The sequence below is a fragment of the Ruegeria sp. SATB027 genome, from assembly GCF_059613825.1.
In genome coordinates, this window is the sequence record NZ_JBXWTH010000040.1 from 56,169 (window position 1) to 72,294 (window position 16,126).

The window sequence follows — 16,126 nt, forward strand, 5'->3', positions numbered from 1 at the left end:
TACAATCCCATGCTGGCGTGATCCAGTGCAAAGCGCAGTTCGCACTTGTCGCAGGCAGGTTACAGCTTTACCTATGTCGCATGTCTGCTCCGCTCATCGACCCGTTTGCCCGCGCCATCACATATCTCCGCGTCTCCGTTACGGACCGCTGTGATTTTCGTTGCGTCTACTGCATGTCCGAAAACATGACCTTTCTGCCCAAGAAAGACCTTCTTACGCTGGAAGAGCTGGATCGCATGTGCTCGACCTTTGTAAGAATGGGCGTCGAGAAATTGCGCATTACCGGCGGTGAGCCATTGGTTCGTCGCAATATCATGACTTTCTTCAACGCCATGACTCGCCACTTGGACAGCGGTGCGTTGAAAGAGCTGACGCTGACGACAAACGGTTCGCAATTGCATCGCTTTTCCGAAGATCTTTATGCCGCCGGTGTGCGCCGTGTGAATGTATCCCTGGATACTCTGGATGACGACAAATTTGCCAAGGTCACACGCTGGGGCCGCCTCAAACAGGTACTGAACGGCATCGACGCGGCGCAAAAGGCTGGGCTGCGGATCAAGATCAACGCTGTTGCGCTCAAGGGGTTCAACGAACCCGAATTGCCCAAGATCACCGAATGGTGCGCCGAGCGCGACATGGACCTGACCTGGATCGAGGTCATGCCGATGGGCGATATCGGCAACGAGGATCGCCTCGACCAGTACTGGTCGCTCAAGGATGTGCGCAAAGAGTACGAAAACCATTACACAATCACGGATCTGGCCGAACGCACTGGCGGCCCGGCCCGCTATATCAGGCTGGAAGAAACCGGTCAGAAGATCGGCTTCATCACGCCCCTGTCCCACAATTTCTGCGAAAGCTGCAACCGCGTGCGCCTGACCTGTACTGGCGAGCTTTATATGTGTCTTGGGCAGGAGGACATGGCTGATCTGCGCGGCGCATTGCGGGATCACCCCGATACAGAACAGCCGCTTGAAGACGCCATCCGCGCGGCGATCAACCTGAAACCAAAAGGTCACGACTTCGACTATTCCCGCCAGTCCGTCGATGGCCGGATGAGCCGCCATATGAGCCATACAGGCGGCTGATACATGCCGGATCACCAAGACCGACCCACAGCGCTGTACTACCTGTACTGCGCCCTGATCTCTCTGGCCGCACCTCTGGTCTGGAGAACCGTCCGAAAGAAACTTGAGGCTGCGGGCGTAGCAGCCGACCGCCAGCAGGAGCGTCTTGGCCATGCCAGTCAGCCCCGCCCCGCAGGGCAGTTGATCTGGTTCCACGCCGCCAGCGTCGGCGAAAGCCTGTCGGTCCTCACTCTGATCAATCGGCTGGGCACCTACCTTCCCAAATCCGAGTTTCTGATCACCTCAGGCACGCCAACCTCAGCGGCCCTGATCGAAAAGCGCTTGCCGCCCCGCACCCGGCACCAGTACCCGCCGCTTGACACAGCCAACTCGGTCCAACGCTTTCTGGACCATTGGCAACCCGATGCCGGGATCTTCGTCGAAAGCGAGATCTGGCCGCGGCTGATTGACGAAAGCGCAGGGCGCGACATTCCACTGGCTCTGCTGAATGCTCGATTGTCGGACAAATCTGTCGCCGGATGGAAGAAGCGCCCTAAAACGGCAAGGTTTATTCTGAATAAGTTTCGCCTGTTCCTGACGCAAAACGACAAAACAGCTGCCGACCTGATTGCCATGGGTGCCCCTGCCCAACGCGTGCAGCCCGGCACCAACCTCAAGGCCATGTCCGATCCTCTGCCTGTGGACCAGAACACGCTGGACGACATTCGTGCGCAATTAGCGGCCAGACCGGTCTGGATCGCCAGTTCCACCCATGCCGGAGAAGAAGACAGCGTTCTGGCAGCCCACAAGGCATTATTGCAGCATTGGCCAGACCTTCTGCTGCTACTGATCCCACGCCACCCCGAACGACGCGGCGAGGTTGCAGAACTTCTGAACAACGCGGGGCTCAAGGCGTCCTTCCGGTCAAAAAACGCACCAATCACAGATACGACGCAGGTGTATGTTGCCGATACACTGGGCGAAACCGGAACCTGGTACGCGCTTTGCCCGATCGTTTTCCTTGGGGGGTCACTGAAAGAGATTGGCGGACACAACCCATTTGAACCGGCACAGGCCGGGGCCGCCGTGATCACCGGCCCGGGGTATTTCAACTTTGCAGAAACCTTTGCCCCGCTGATCGACGCCAAGGGCGCTGTCGAGGTCCAGACATCCGCTGACCTCTCTGAGGCCGTTTCACATTGGCTGTCGGACCAGAATGCCCTTCAAGCCGCCAGAACGGCTGCACAATCCTGCGTCAATACGCAGTCGACCGCCTTGGATGCCGTCGTCGAAACCCTCTGCACGGTGCTTGATCTGCAAGCAGAGGATCCCGCTTCATCTGGCTAGAAATATCCCGGGGGTGTGGGGGCAGAGCCCCCACCCTCTCGATCAGGCGGCTGGCATCCGCTGTTCGACAATCTCCGCCCACCAGCTGCATCCGGCCGGAATGGCTTCGTCGTTGAAATTGTATTCCGGGTGATGAACCATTGCGGTGTCACCGTTGCCCACAAGAATATAAGCGCCTGGGCGTTCCTCCAGCATGAAGGCAAAATCTTCGCCCCCCATGACCAAAGGTGCCTCGTCGCAATCACCGGACACCGACCGGGCCACATCCGCCGCAAACTCTGTTTGCTCGACGCTGTTCACCATCACCGGATATCCACGAATATAGGTCACGTCAGCGGTGCCGCCAAACGTGGCCGCAACACCGTTGCAAATCTCGTTGATCCGCTTTTCAGCCAGATCCCGCATGCCCTTGCTCATGGTGCGCACCGTGCCTTTGATCTGCACGGTCTGAGGGATCACATTGAATGCCTTGGATGACGTCTCGAACGATGTCACTGACACCACAACCTGATCAATCGGGTCGGCATTGCGCGAAGAAATCGTTTGCAACGTAAGGACAGCCTGCGCTGCCAGAACTGTGGTATCCACGGTCTCATGCGGTTTGGCCGCATGTCCGCCGCGACCCTCAAAGGTGATGTCGAACTGATCGGTTGCCGCAAAGAACGACCCCGGTCGGATTGCGAACTTGCCGACAGGCTGTCCCGGCCAGTTATGCATGCCGTAGACTTCCTGAATGTTCCAGCGGTCCATCATGCCGTCTTCGCACATTTCGCGGCCCCCGCCGCCACCTTCTTCAGCAGGTTGGAAGATCACGACAACGGTGCCGTCAAAGTTGCGGGTTTCCGACAGGTACTTTGCCGCCCCCAGCAGCATCGCGGTGTGCCCGTCATGGCCACAGGCATGCATCGCACCCGGCGTTTTCGAGGCATAGTCCAGCCCCGTTGCCTCATGTATCGGCAACGCATCCATATCTGCGCGCAGGCCGATCACCTTTCCCTTGCTGTCCGACTTGCCTTTGATCACCCCCACAACGCCGGTACGTCCGATACCGGTCACAACCTCATCGCAGCCGAACTCTTTTAGCTTCTCGGCCACCTTCGCGCTGGTGCGGTGGGTCTCAAACAGGATCTCTGGATTTTCGTGAAGATCCCTTCGCCATTCCGTGATTTCATTCTGCAATTCGGCAAAGCGGTTCTTGACTGGCATGTCTTTTCTCTCTCCTGATTCAGGTCAAGCCGCCGGCATCCGGCGCTCGACCATTTCCGCAAACCACGAGCACCCAATGGGGATGATCTCGTCATTGAAATTGTATTCGGGGTGGTGCAGCCCGGCACTGTCACCGTTGCCCAAAACGATGAATGCACCGGGCCTCTCTTCCAGCATGAACGAGAAATCCTCGCCGCCCATCACCATCGGCGCTTCAATGCAACTGCCCCCAACCGACACCGCAGCCTCTGCTGCATATCCCGTCTGGGCTTCGGCATTGATCGTCACCGGAACACCGCGCGTATAGGTGACGTTCACGGACCCGCCAAATGTTGCAGCGGTCCCTTCCGAGACTTCCTTCAGCCGTTGTTCGATCAGGTCGCGTAACTCGTTGGAATGGGTCCGAACGGTGCCGCGTATCCGCGCCGATTGCGGGATCACGTTGAACGCTTTCGAGGACGTCTCGACCGAGGTCACAGACAGCACGGCCTGCAAAATCGGATCCGCGTTGCGCGACACGATCGTCTGCAACGCCACGATCAGCTGCGACAGCGTCACCGTTGTATCAATCGTCTGATGAGGTTTTGCCGCGTGGCCGCCGCGCCCTTCAAGTTGGATGTCAAACTCGTCCGCCGCTGCCAGCAACGGGCCTGAGCGAATGGCAAACTGCCCGGTGGGAACACCCGGCACATTGTGCATCGCATAGACTTCCTGAATGCCGAACCGATCCATCAGACCGTCCTTGCACATGGCCTCGGCGCCATTCCCACCCTCTTCGGCAGGCTGAAAGATCACAATTGCCGTGCCATCAAAGTTGCGGGTTTCCGCCAGATACTTGGCGGCCCCCAAAACCATCGCAGTATGCCCGTCATGACCGCAGGCATGCATCGCATTCGGTATTTCCGAGGCATAGCCCAACCCGGTCTGTTCCTGCATCGGCAGGGCATCCATATCGGCGCGCAAGCCAATCACACGGCCCCGCGTGTCGCTTTTGCCGCGAATGACCCCGACGACTCCGGTGCGACCGATGCCGGTCACGACCTCGTCGCAACCAAACTCGTTCAGCTTTTTCGCAACCAGCGCACTGGTGCGGTGGGTGTCGTACAGAATTTCCGGGTGTTGGTGAATGTCACGCCGCCAACCGGTGATCTCATCATGCAACTCTGCGAGACGGTTCTTGATCGGCATGTCATTCTCCCTGTTTCATGCGACGGGCAATCGTCGTTCCACAAGCTCGGCAAACCAGCTGCAACCGGCGGGGATCGCGTCGTCGTCAAAGTTGTATCGCGGGTGGTGGCACATGGCCGTATCCCCGTTCCCGATAAAGATGTACGCGCCGGGGCGTTCTTCAAGCATATAGGCAAAATCTTCGGACGGCATGATCGGGTCCGTGCTGTCATTGACCTTGCCCGCAACCGCTGCTGCCGCCTCGGCCGCATAGCCTGTTTCGGCCTCGGAATTCACTGTCACCGGGTATCCCGGTGTCCAGATAACCTCCGCCTTCGCGCCAAAGGCCGAGGCCGTATCCTCGGCGATCCGGCGCACGCGTTCTTCGGCGATTGTGCGATATTCGGGGTCAAGTGTCCGCACGGTTCCCTGCAAACGAACCGTATGAGCTATCACGTTCGACGCTACGCTGTCCGTCACAAACGTACCAACGGTGAGGACAACTCGCTTGATCGGGTCAACGGTCCGGGACACCACCGATTGCAAGGCAACAACGATGTGCGAGGCCACCAGCGTCGTATCCACCGCCTCATGCGGCGCAGCGGCGTGTCCGCCCTTGCCGGTGACGGTGATTTCAAACTCATCGGACGAGGCCAGCAACGCACCGGGTCGAATTGCGAACTCTCCCACCGGAAGACCGGGCATATTGTGCATGCCATAGACCTCGTGAATGCCCCAGCGGTCCATCAACCCGTCCTGACACATGGCCAGACCACCGGCCCCACCTTCCTCGGCAGGCTGGAAGATCAGAACTACGGTGCCATCGAAATTGCGCGTTTCGGAAAGGTACTGCGCGGCCCCAAGCAGCATCGAAGTATGCCCGTCATGACCGCAGGCGTGCATCTTGCCCGACACGGTCGAGGCATAGTCCAGCCCTGTCGCCTCTTCAATCGGAAGCGCGTCCATGTCTGCACGCAGGCCGATGACGCGCCCCTGCGTGTCCGTGCGCCCTTTGATCACCCCGACAACGCCCGTTTTGCCAACGCCCGGAGTGATCTCGTCCACTCCGAATTCTTTCAGACGGGCAGCGACAAACGCCGCAGTTTCATGGACGTCATACATCAGCTCCGGATGGGCGTGCAGGTGGCGACGCCATTCGGTGATCTCGCCATGCATTTCCGCAAGTCTGTTTTTCACGGGCATCTCAAGACCTTTCTCTCAACCGCTGGCACCGTATTACACCGGGCTAGACGCATAGTTTTTCAACCAATCGCTGCATGAATTTATGACCGGCTTCGAATTGTTCAATCGTAATGAACTCATTCGGCTGATGGGCCTGCGCTATGTCTCCGGGTCCGCATATCACGGCAGAATACCCGGCCTCCTGAAATTGGCCTGCCTCGGTCCCGTAACTGACCACATGGCTTGCGTTGTCTCCGGTCAGGGCGCGTACCAGTGCTTCGGCTTCACCATCCTCTTCCGGGATCAACCCCGGAATCGCGAAGTTTTCAGTCAGTTCGATGCGGGTATCCGGGTGAACGGCCTGCATCTGAGCCTCAATGTGCCGAACCTGTTCGAAATAGGCATCGCGCCATTGGGCCTGAGTTTCATCGGGCACAGTCCGGAAATCCATCATGAACCGGCAGTCTTTGGCGGTAATGTTATGAGCTGTTCCGCCTTCAATCATACCGACGTGGCAGGTTGTCCAGGGTGGATCGAACACGGCAGCAACGGTACTGGGTTGCGCCGCCATGTTTCGCGCGTTCTGTTGGTTGGCCCAGTCGATCAACGGGGCCGCCGCCATGATGGCGTTGACGCCTGTGTGCATGATCGAGCTGTGAACTTCGAACCCGACCATATGGGTGTCAAAGCCGAACCCACCCTTGTGACCCGTCACCGCCTGCATCATCGATGGCTCGCCCACAACCACCGCCGAGCCTTTGGGGAGAACGCCCTGCATCGCCTCGATCATCGGCGGCGCCCCGGTACACCCGACTTCCTCATCAAAACTCAGCGCAAGTTGGAGCGGTCGTTTCACACGTGCGTAATGCGCCTCGACCAGTGCCCAGATGGCAAGCGCATCAAATCCCTTCATGTCACAGGTGCCGCGCCCGAAATATTTGCCTTCCTCCTCGGTCACGGTGAAGGGGTCGGTGTCCCAGGGTTGCCCGTCAACCGGTACGACATCCGTGTGCCCGGACAGCACAACTGCGCCTTCTTCCAAAGGGCCAACATGCGCAAAGATCGCCGCCTTATGCGGCTGATCCGGATCAGGCCAGCGGTGCGACGTGATCCCATGGCTTTGCAGGTATTCTTCCACCCAGCCGACCAACGGCAGGTTGGTGTCACGACTCACGGTTGGGAATGAGATCAGCTTGGTCATGATCTCAAGCGGCGTCAGGCGCTTGGCCATCGTGTCAGTACCCACTGTCTGTGGTCAGGATAAAGTGACCCGGTTCAACCTCTTGATATTGCGAGGGTTCCGGTTTGTAGTCGACAGGGTGGATCGGTGACGGGATCGGTTTGAAGTTCAGGTCTTTTTCAGTCTTTCGCTTGTTCGGATCAGCAATTGGAACCGCCTTCATCAATGCCTGCGTATAGGGGTGTTGCGGGTTTTCGAACACACGCGCACGCGGGCCCAGTTCCACAATGCGGCCCAGATACATAACACCGACATAGTGGCTGACACGTTCAACCACGGCCATGTCATGGCTGATGAACAGATAGGACAGCCCCAGATCGGACTGCAGCTCCATCATCAGGTTCAGAACCTGTGCCTGAACCGACACGTCGAGGGCCGAGACTGCCTCATCCGCGATGATCAGCTTGGGGTTCAGGGCCAGTGCGCGGGCAATCGCGATCCGCTGGCGCTGTCCTCCGGACATTTCATGCGGGAAACGACGCATGAAGCTGCGCGGCAGCTGCACCTTGTCAAACAACTGCGCGACGCGGTCCTGCAACTCTGATCCCGACGCCACGCCATAGTTGCGCATCGGCTCGGCAACCTGATCGACCAACTGCATCTGTGGGTTCAGCGAGGCGAACGGGTCCTGAAAGATCATCTGCATGTCCAGCCGCGCCTTGCGCAGGCCGGACGGGTCCAGCTTCATGATATCGACACCGTCCAGATTGACCTCGCCCGCCATCGGCTCGACCAGCCGCAGGATCGAACGCCCGGCCGAGGACTTTCCGCACCCGGATTCACCCACAAGGCTGAGTGTCTGACCTTTGTTCAGTGTGAATGACACATCCTCGACCGCATGAACGTTCGAGATCGTGCGCCGCAGAAGACCACCTTTGACAGGAAACCGCGTGGTCAGGTTCTTTACGGTCAACAAAACTTCTTCGGTTCCGGGGATGGGCGCAATTTTCTGCCCCTCGACACCCAGCAACTTCATCGGTTCAGGTGCCGACTTGCCCTGCATTTCACCCAGTTTCGGTACTGCGGCCAAAAGGGCCTTGGTGTAATCATGCTGCGGGTTTTCAAAGATTTCCTTGACGGTCCCCTCTTCGACCTTGTTGCCGCGATACATGACAACAACACGGTCAGCCATCTGGGCAACCACGGCCATGTCGTGGGTGATGAACATCACCGCAGTTCCGGTTTCGCGCTTGAGGCGATCCATCAGGGCCAGGATCTCGGCCTGAATGGTCACGTCCAGCGCTGTGGTTGGTTCATCGGCGATCAGCAGGCGGGGTTCGCAGGCCATGGCCATCGCGATGACGACACGCTGGCGCATCCCGCCCGACAGCTCGTGCGGGTATTGTTTCAGACGACGCTCGGGCTCGGGGATGCGAACCTGGCGCAGCAACTCAAGCGCCCGGTCCTCGGCCTGCGCTTTTGACATCTGCTTGTGGATGCGCAGGCCTTCGGTCAACTGGCGACCAACGGTAAAAACCGGATTAAGCGCCGTCATCGGCTCCTGAAAAATCATCCCGATCTCGTTGCCGCGAATCTGTTTCATCAGATCCGGATCGGCTTTGGACAGGTCCATCTCGCCCCCATCGCGGCGATCAAACAGAAGTTCACCACCCGCGATTTCACCCCCACCGAACTCGACCAACCGCATCAGCGACAGCGACGACACCGATTTTCCAGACCCCGATTCGCCAACGATACAAACGGTTTCACCCGGTTTGACCTCGAACGAGACATCCTTAACACCGACAACGGGGCCATCCTTCGTCTGAAACTCCACCCGCAGTTTTTTAATCTGTGCAATAGGCTGATCCAGCACGCGCGCGCTCCCTTGACGACGGTATTCTTTTTCTGAATTCCGAACGCTAAGGCGGGCCGCCGGGAAAAGTCAAACCCATTACACATTTTCGCGACGGCACTACTTGCATTTTTCTCAGGTTCTGTTTCGATACGCCATGTAACCGACCTGGGGAGGCGGCGCAGACCGAAATCGTTAGCGCTATTATCTTTGTTGATCAGAACCTTACCTTGGGGCGGCAACGCCAAACCCGCAGGCCTTGCGGAGATAATCGAGACACGAACGTGTCCAACTTGGGAGTAACTTATGAAAATCAAAACCCTTTTGCTTGGTGCGATTGCAGGCACGGCGATGGCCCCTGTGGCTATGGCCGAGCGTGGATCGGACGGCAATGTCAGCATCATTTACTGGCAGGCTCCGTCGATCCTGAACCCGTACCTGTCCTCGGGCACCAAAGACATCGAATCGGCTTCGTTGGTGATTGAGCCGCTCGGTCGCTATGACCAAGACGGGAACCTTGTAGCCTATCTCGCCGAGGATATCCCGACCGTGGAAAACGGTGGTGTTTCGTCGGATCTGAAATCGATCACGTGGAAGTTGAAATCCGGCTTGGTCTGGTCTGATGGATCGCCCGTGACGTCGGCCGACGTAAAGTTCACCGCGGATTATTGCATGCATCCGGAAGGTGGTTGCGCCCAGCTTGCCAAGTTTGAAGGCGTCGAAAGCGTCGAGGCAATCGACGATTTGACCATCAAGGTCAACTTTGCCGAACCAAAGCCGAACCCCTATGGCCCGTTCATGGGTGGTCAGTCGCCAATTATTCAGATGGCCCAGTTTCAGAACTGCATGGGCTCCAAGGCGCCTGAATGTACAGATCAGAACTTTGGCCCGATCGGAACCGGCCCGTTTGTGGTGGACGAATTCAAGCCAAACGACGTGATCACCATGTCGGCCAACCCGAACTATCGTGACCCGAACAAGCCCGCTTTTGCCACGCTGACCTTTAAAGGTGGCGGCGATGCGACAGCGGCTGGCCGTGCTGTGATGGAAACCGGCGAATTCGACTATGCGTGGAACCTGCAACTGGCGCCCGAAGTCATCGAGCAGATGAAGGAAGGCGGCAAGGGTACTCCGATCGCGGCATTCGGAACCTTGGTCGAACGGATCGAAATGAACATGACAGATCCGTCCCCCAGCCTGCCTGAAGGCGAACGTTCAACCGCCAAACATCCGCACCCGGCCTTGTCGGAGCTGGCGGTTCGCAAGGCACTGTCGATGGCAATCGACCGTGATCTGCTGGTTGAGATTGGCTACGGTCAAGCCGGTCGCCCGACCTGCAACCTGGTACCGGCCCCGGCATTGTACGCAAGCGACAACACCGAGTGTCTGACGCAGGACATCGACGGCGCGAACCAGATGCTGGATGAAGCCGGTTGGGTGAAAGGTGCTGACGGTGTCCGCGCCAAGGATGGTGTAAGACTGTCGCTGGTCTATCAAACCTCGACCAACGCTGTTCGCCAGGACTTCCAGGCGCTGATCAAGGAATGGTGGAGCCAGATCGGTGTTGAAACCGAGTTGCGCAACATCAACGCGTCGGTCTTTTTCGGCGGTGACCCGGGCAGCCCGGACACGTTCCAGCGTTTCTATGCAGACGTTGAAATGTACGCCAACAACTTCGATGGCACCGATCCGGAAAGCTATCTTGCGCAGCACACCTGTGACAAGGCACCCAAACCGGAAAGCCAGTGGCAGGGTGAGAACATCAACCGCTATTGTGATGCCGAGTACGACAAGCTGGTGGCCGAACTGGGCCGCACCGGCGAGCTTGAAAAACGTGGCGAAATTGCCCGTAAACTCAACGATATGTTGACCAAGGACAGCTATGTCGTGGTTCCGCTGGTTGATCGTGGACGGGTCTCTGCACATTCCAACACATTGGGTGGCGTGATCCTGAACACTTGGGACAGCGAGCTTTGGAACGTTGCGGACTGGTACCGCAAGACCGGCTCCTAAGCGTTAAACCTGCCAAGCCGCGCCCCGATCTTCGGGGCGCGGTCATTTGCAGGGCGCTCCAACAAGAAGACGCATCAACAAAGGCGCCTTTGAATGCTCAACTTTACAATCAGACGACTGGTGTTGGCCGTGCCCACACTGCTGTTCATCAGCCTCGTCATCTTCCTGCTGCTCGAGCTTGCCCCAGGCGACCCGATGGCACAGGTTCCACTCACCGTTCCCCCGGAAGTCAAAGAGAAGATGCGCGAGGCGCTTGGCCTCGGCCAGCCGATGCATATCCGGTTCTGGAAATGGATCGTGCAGTTCTTCTGGATCGAACCGCAGGTATTGGTCGATTCTGTATTCGGTACGACCTTCTCCGAAGGCGACCTGCGCGTGATTTCCTGGCAGACCCGTTCGCCGGTAATGGACATCGTCGTTCAGCGTATCCCGCAGACCCTGTGGGTTGTCGGCACCGCCTATGTAGTCGCCATCCTGATCGCGCTGCCCATCGGCATCTATTCGGCCTACCGTCAGTATTCCTGGTTCGACCAGATGGGTACTTTCGTGTCGATGGTCGGCTTTTCCGTTCCACCCTTCTTTTCGGGCGTGCTGGTAATCGTGATCTTTTCAGTCCAGCTGGGCTGGTTCCCGTCGATCTATGACACCACGCTGGTGGTCAACAGCTGGGACAGCTTTGTTGTGCAGCTCAAACAGATGATCATGCCGGTCATGGTTCTGGCCTTGCAGATCACCGCACAACTCAGCCGGTTCATGCGCGCGTCCATGCTGGATAACCTCAATCAGGATTACGTTCGCACCGCCCGCGCCAAGGGTCTCAGCGAATATACCGTGGTCATGGTTCACGTCCTGCGAAACTCGATGATCCCGGTGGTCACCGTGATCGCGCTGGGTATTCCGTCCATCTTTGGTGGCGCCATCATCACCGAGCAGGTGTTCAAGGTGAACGGAATCGGGCAGTTGCTGATCGGCGCGATTCAGGCCAATGATCTGCCGATGGTGCAAACCCTGACCTTTATTTTCGCCGTACTGATCGTGCTGTTCAACCTGATCGCTGACGTGCTTTACGGCATTCTGGACCCGAGGATTCGATATGACTGATCATGATCGTACCGATACGCTGGTCCCGGACGAAGGACTCGCACCAGCCTCAACCGCCTTGCCGACAGCCGACGTGATGGAAGAACTGGCCACCCCTCCCCGCAGCCAATGGCGCGATGTTTGGGATCAGTTCAAGACCCACAAAGGCGCAATGGTCGGGGCGATCCTGTTTATCATCATCGTTGCCGGTGTCTATCTGGGCCCGTATCTGTGGAGCATTGATCCAACCCAGATCGATATCCGGTCGCGCAATCAGGGGCCCAGTTGGGCGCATCCCTTTGGCACCGACCAATTGGGTCGCGACATTCTTGCGCGCATGATGTCGGGTGGTCAAACCTCAGTCTCGGTTGGCATAACCGCAATGTTGCTGGCGCTGTTTCTGGGTTCGTTCATCGGCGTTCTGGCGGGGTTCTTCAGACGGCTCGATGGGCCGCTGATGCGCCTGACCGACCTGTTTCTGGCCCTGCCCCTGCTGCCTTTGCTGCTGGTCATGATGCTTCTGTTCCGCGAGCCCCTGTCAGCGGCTTTCGGGCTGGAGCGCGGGATCTTCATCCTGATCGTCTGCGCCATCGGCATCACCTCATGGATGCCGACTGCACGGATCGTGCGCGGTGACGTGCTGGCCATCAAGGAACGTGAATTCGTTCTGGCCGCACGCTCCATCGGCACCAGCAACAGCCAGATCATCACGCGGCATATCCTGCCGAACGTTCTTTCGCCGATCATGGTGTCGGCAACACTGGGGATTGCCACAGCGATCATCACCGAAAGCGCCCTGTCATTCCTGGGCCTGGGCTTCCCGCCCGACTTCCCGACATGGGGCCGCCTGTTGTTTGATGGTGTCGACTATCTTCAGCAATACCCCGAGCGTGTATTCTGGCCCGGTCTGGCAATCTCGCTGACTGTGCTGAGCGTCAACTATCTGGGTGATGGTCTGCGCGACGCGCTGGATCCCCGCATTCGCGGACGCTGAAACAAGTTAGTCGGCGCGCTTCAGCGCGCCGGCCAACAGCACGATCAGAACGGCCAATGGCAACAGCACGGCAAACGCCAGGCGCAGGCCGAACAGTTCCGCCAAGAATCCGATCAGCGGCGGCCCAATCAATAACCCGCCATATCCCAGCGTAGCGACACTTGCGATGGCTTGCCCCGGCGGCACATGCGGATCACTGGCTGCACGGCTGAACGCCAGCGGCATGATCACCGCATACCCTATGCCCATCAGCGCAAACCCCGCCAATGCGGGCAAGGGCGCGACCGAAGAAACCACAGCGAAAACGCCCAGTGCCGCGCAGATCCCGCCAAACCGAGCCGTGGCGACAGGACCAAACAGCATAATGACAATCGCGCCTGCAAGGCGAAACGCCACCATCGTCACGGAAAACACGGCATAGCCCAGTGCGGCAACACTTTCGGGCGCACCGGAAACGTCTCGCAGGAAAATCGCGCTCCAGTCTGCGACGGCGCCTTCACCCAATGCACCACACATGGCCGCGAATCCGACCAGTATCAGCGCACCCGAGGGCAAAGCAAAAACCGAGCTTTGCGACCGCTCGGACCGTTTCGACGTCCAGCGCACCCACGACGAGGCCAGCGCGAAGGCAACAACCGCGCCACCCGCCACTTGGAAGTGCACCGGTACCGTCAGCCCCATCTGAACTGCCACATATCCGCTGAGCGCGCCAAGACCGGCCCCAAGGCTCCACATGGCGTGGAATGACGACATTACGGGTTTGTCATAAGCCTGCTCGACCTCGGCGGCCCAGGCATTCATTGCCACATCCATCGATCCGTGGAACGCGCCGAAAACAAACAAACAAAACGCCAGCGCCCAAAACCCGCCAGCAACAGCAAGCAGAACCAGCGACAGCGTGTACAGAACGGCCACTATCCGGGTTACCGAGACTGCGCCATACCGATCCGTCAACCGCCCCGTGACCGGAAACGAACAGACAGCCCCGGCCGCCATGAACAACAACCCGTACCCCAACGCGTCATGGGACAGCTCCAACCGGTCGCGCACGGCCGGAATGCGCGAAGCCCAGATGCCAAACAAGGCCCCGTTCAGGATGAACATGGCCGCAACTGCACGCCATGCCGAGAAAACGCCTATCAACAGAGAACCTCGTGCTGTCTGCCCGCCCCACCCGTTCTACAGGTTGGGCGCAAATTGGCAATTGCAGCTTAACCCAGGCGTTTGCGGATACGCCGAACGGCGAACCATACGCCCGCTACAACCGGGATCGTCGCCGCCGCCGTCAGCATTCCCTTGCTTATACCGGTGGCCGTCAACGGATACAGAAGATAGCCAACAAGTGAGACCGCGTAATAACTGATGGCCACCACAGAAAGCCCCTCGACCGTGTGTTGCAAGCGCAAGGCAAGATCGGCCCGACGATCCATGCTTTCCAACAGGGCCTGATTTTGTGCACTCCGCTCGACGTCCACCCTCGTGCGCAGCAACTCACCCGCACGGATCGCCCGGTCAGACAGCGCCTGCAGGCGGCGTTCGGTTGATTTCACGGTACGGATCGCAGGGTCATAACGGCGCATCATGAAATCGGCAAAGCTTTGGCCGCCTTCGAACCTTTCCTCGCGCAGGACGTCGATCCGTTGATTCACCAGCGCCTCGTAAGCGCCGGTTGCCCCAAATCGGAACGAACTGCGGGCCGAAATGGTCTCGAGCTCAGTCGATGTGGCCAGCAATTGAGGTAACAGCGCTTCTGGTGGTGTGGTGTCATCCGTCATTTCAACCATCAGCTTCGCCAACTGGGCGTCCAGTTCCTCGATCCGGGGGGCCAATTGTTTGACGCGGGCAAAGCCAAGCATCGACATCGCCTTGTATGTCTCGATCTCGCACAGCCGCTGGATAATACGCCCTGTGCGGCGCGTGCCCGTGCCTTCGGTCACGAACAGGGCAAAACGCATGTGACCAGCCGGGTCGATGCGGAAATCACTGGCGCAAATCGCCGAAGCATCCAACACCCGCGACACCGCCAGACTTTCAGGTTCGAACCAATCCGCCAGAGCGACCTTTACAGTCGCATCTTCCGGGCGCGGCACCACCCGCATCAGCAACGAGGTGATCCTCTGGCCCGGGCTGGCCATCAGCCAATCTGGGGGAAACACTTCGAAATCAGCCGGGTTGAAGGGGCGGCCGCTGACGTTCGGCACAATCGCCGTATAGGTGACAAACTCTGTGTGCTGCTCCCATTTCAGCCAATGGCGTCCGATCTGCCCGGCATAATGCGTGGCCCCCGGCTGCGGATGTTGCGCCCCATGCCGGTCAAGCAGATCGATCAGATGCGCAATATCCTGATTGCGGTCCCGAGCGACGGCTGCTTCAGGCTTCTTGATCGCAATAAATGCGACCGTGCACGGCGTATCGGCGGCCGGAAACGGGCGGGCATGAAGTTCATTTGCCAGCGCATAGCGCAGCGGGTGATCATCGATTGGCGTCATTCCGAGGCTCCGATAGCGGTGTCCGCACTATACGTCACAACTCGGAGACATCAATTCTTATTTTATTTCATATACTTACACGAATACAAAGGTATACAAACCGACTATCTCATTGATTTGGCTGCCACAGCTCGATCGGATTTCCTTCCGGATCGTGAAGCCGCGCGAATTTTCCGATCTCACTGTCCCAGTCGGGGCGGGTCTCAACAGCGATTCCGGCAGCTTCAAGCTGCTGTATCATCGCGCCCAGATCGTCGACCCGAAAATTGATCATCCATTGCTGATCCGGGTTTCCGAAATACTCGGTGTCCTGCGCGAACGGCGCAAACACCGTATACCCTTCGCGCTGCTTCCAGGGCACCGGATCATAGTGGTTTACGCCCAGATGTTCTTCGTACCAACGGCTCAATTCCTCGGGATCACTGGCCCGAAAGAATACGCCCCCAATACCGTTCACTTTCTGCATGTTTCGCTCCTACCACACGTGCATCGAGTATATCACAACCCGCCTGCTTCATCTGGCCATAAATATCCTGGGGGTTTGGG

At 58.4% G+C, this 16,126-nt stretch carries 13 protein-coding genes; 5 read left to right on the plus strand and 8 right to left on the minus strand.

The window, feature by feature from the left end; all coding sequences use genetic code 11:
* Positions 1-80 precede the first annotated feature (80 nt).
* Together moaA and AC2FPW_RS10640 are read left to right on the plus strand one after the other, a co-directional pair.
* Positions 81-1,088 (plus strand): GTP 3',8-cyclase MoaA, encoded by a 1,008-nt coding sequence (moaA, locus tag AC2FPW_RS10635; protein WP_267362895.1) that lies wholly within the window; start codon positions 81-83, stop codon positions 1,086-1,088.
* A gap of 3 nt (positions 1,089-1,091) precedes the next feature.
* Complete coding sequence (locus tag AC2FPW_RS10640) at positions 1,092-2,414, plus strand: 3-deoxy-D-manno-octulosonic acid transferase (protein ID WP_496813633.1); 1,323 nt, start codon at positions 1,092-1,094, stop codon at positions 2,412-2,414.
* A 42-nt stretch (positions 2,415-2,456) separates the two neighbouring features.
* Here AC2FPW_RS10640 and AC2FPW_RS10645 read toward each other — a convergent pair whose 3' ends face one another.
* From AC2FPW_RS10645 to AC2FPW_RS10665, 5 genes are read right to left on the minus strand one after another with little or no spacing between them, the layout of a single operon-like run.
* Positions 2,457-3,620 (minus strand): M20 aminoacylase family protein, encoded by a 1,164-nt coding sequence (locus AC2FPW_RS10645; RefSeq protein WP_496813634.1) that lies wholly within the window; start codon positions 3,618-3,620, stop codon positions 2,457-2,459.
* 24 nt (positions 3,621-3,644) lie between these two features.
* On the minus strand, positions 3,645-4,808 hold the full coding sequence (locus AC2FPW_RS10650) for a M20 aminoacylase family protein (protein WP_496813636.1): 1,164 nt from the start codon (positions 4,806-4,808) through the stop codon (positions 3,645-3,647).
* Positions 4,809-4,823: 15 nt separating this feature from the next.
* Positions 4,824-5,990: a M20 aminoacylase family protein gene (locus AC2FPW_RS10655; RefSeq protein ID WP_496813637.1), complete on the minus strand. Its 1,167-nt coding sequence runs from the start codon at positions 5,988-5,990 to the stop codon at positions 4,824-4,826.
* A gap of 43 nt (positions 5,991-6,033) precedes the next feature.
* Entirely contained in the window at positions 6,034-7,200 is a 1,167-nt protein-coding gene (argE, locus tag AC2FPW_RS10660; RefSeq protein WP_496813639.1) for an acetylornithine deacetylase, read from the minus strand.
* 4 nt (positions 7,201-7,204) lie between these two features.
* Positions 7,205-9,025 carry an ABC transporter ATP-binding protein gene (locus tag AC2FPW_RS10665; RefSeq protein WP_496813640.1) on the minus strand — a complete coding sequence of 607 codons (1,821 nt, stop codon included), beginning with the start codon at positions 9,023-9,025 and terminating at the stop codon, positions 7,205-7,207.
* A 285-nt stretch (positions 9,026-9,310) separates the two neighbouring features.
* Between AC2FPW_RS10665 and AC2FPW_RS10670 the strand changes: the two genes are divergently transcribed.
* The 3 genes from AC2FPW_RS10670 to AC2FPW_RS10680 all read left to right on the plus strand — a co-directional run bounded on the left by AC2FPW_RS10670 (position 9,311) and on the right by AC2FPW_RS10680 (position 13,091).
* A complete protein-coding gene (locus tag AC2FPW_RS10670) occupies positions 9,311-11,017 on the plus strand; it encodes a peptide ABC transporter substrate-binding protein (protein WP_496813641.1) in 1,707 nt (568 codons plus the stop codon).
* 93 nt (positions 11,018-11,110) lie between these two features.
* Positions 11,111-12,118: an ABC transporter permease gene (locus tag AC2FPW_RS10675; protein WP_209504480.1), complete on the plus strand. Its 1,008-nt coding sequence runs from the start codon at positions 11,111-11,113 to the stop codon at positions 12,116-12,118.
* The gene (locus AC2FPW_RS10680; protein WP_267366742.1) at positions 12,111-13,091 is read left to right on the plus strand and encodes an ABC transporter permease; all 981 of its coding nucleotides are present in this window, start codon (positions 12,111-12,113) and stop codon (positions 13,089-13,091) included. The genes AC2FPW_RS10675 and AC2FPW_RS10680 overlap by 8 nt, the downstream gene beginning before the upstream one ends.
* 6 nt (positions 13,092-13,097) lie before the next feature.
* On the opposite strand, the gene AC2FPW_RS10685 is transcribed toward AC2FPW_RS10680, so the two are convergent.
* The 3 genes from AC2FPW_RS10685 to AC2FPW_RS10695 all read right to left on the minus strand — a co-directional run bounded on the left by AC2FPW_RS10685 (position 13,098) and on the right by AC2FPW_RS10695 (position 16,046).
* Positions 13,098-14,195, minus strand: coding sequence for an MFS transporter (locus AC2FPW_RS10685; RefSeq protein ID WP_496813642.1), 1,098 nt, complete (start codon positions 14,193-14,195; stop codon positions 13,098-13,100).
* Positions 14,196-14,302: 107 nt separating this feature from the next.
* Positions 14,303-15,580, minus strand: coding sequence for a DUF3422 family protein (locus AC2FPW_RS10690; protein ID WP_267364297.1), 1,278 nt, complete (start codon positions 15,578-15,580; stop codon positions 14,303-14,305).
* 109 nt (positions 15,581-15,689) lie between these two features.
* Positions 15,690-16,046 (minus strand): VOC family protein, encoded by a 357-nt coding sequence (locus AC2FPW_RS10695; RefSeq protein ID WP_480557517.1) that lies wholly within the window; start codon positions 16,044-16,046, stop codon positions 15,690-15,692.
* Between the last annotated feature and the right edge of the window lie 80 nt (positions 16,047-16,126).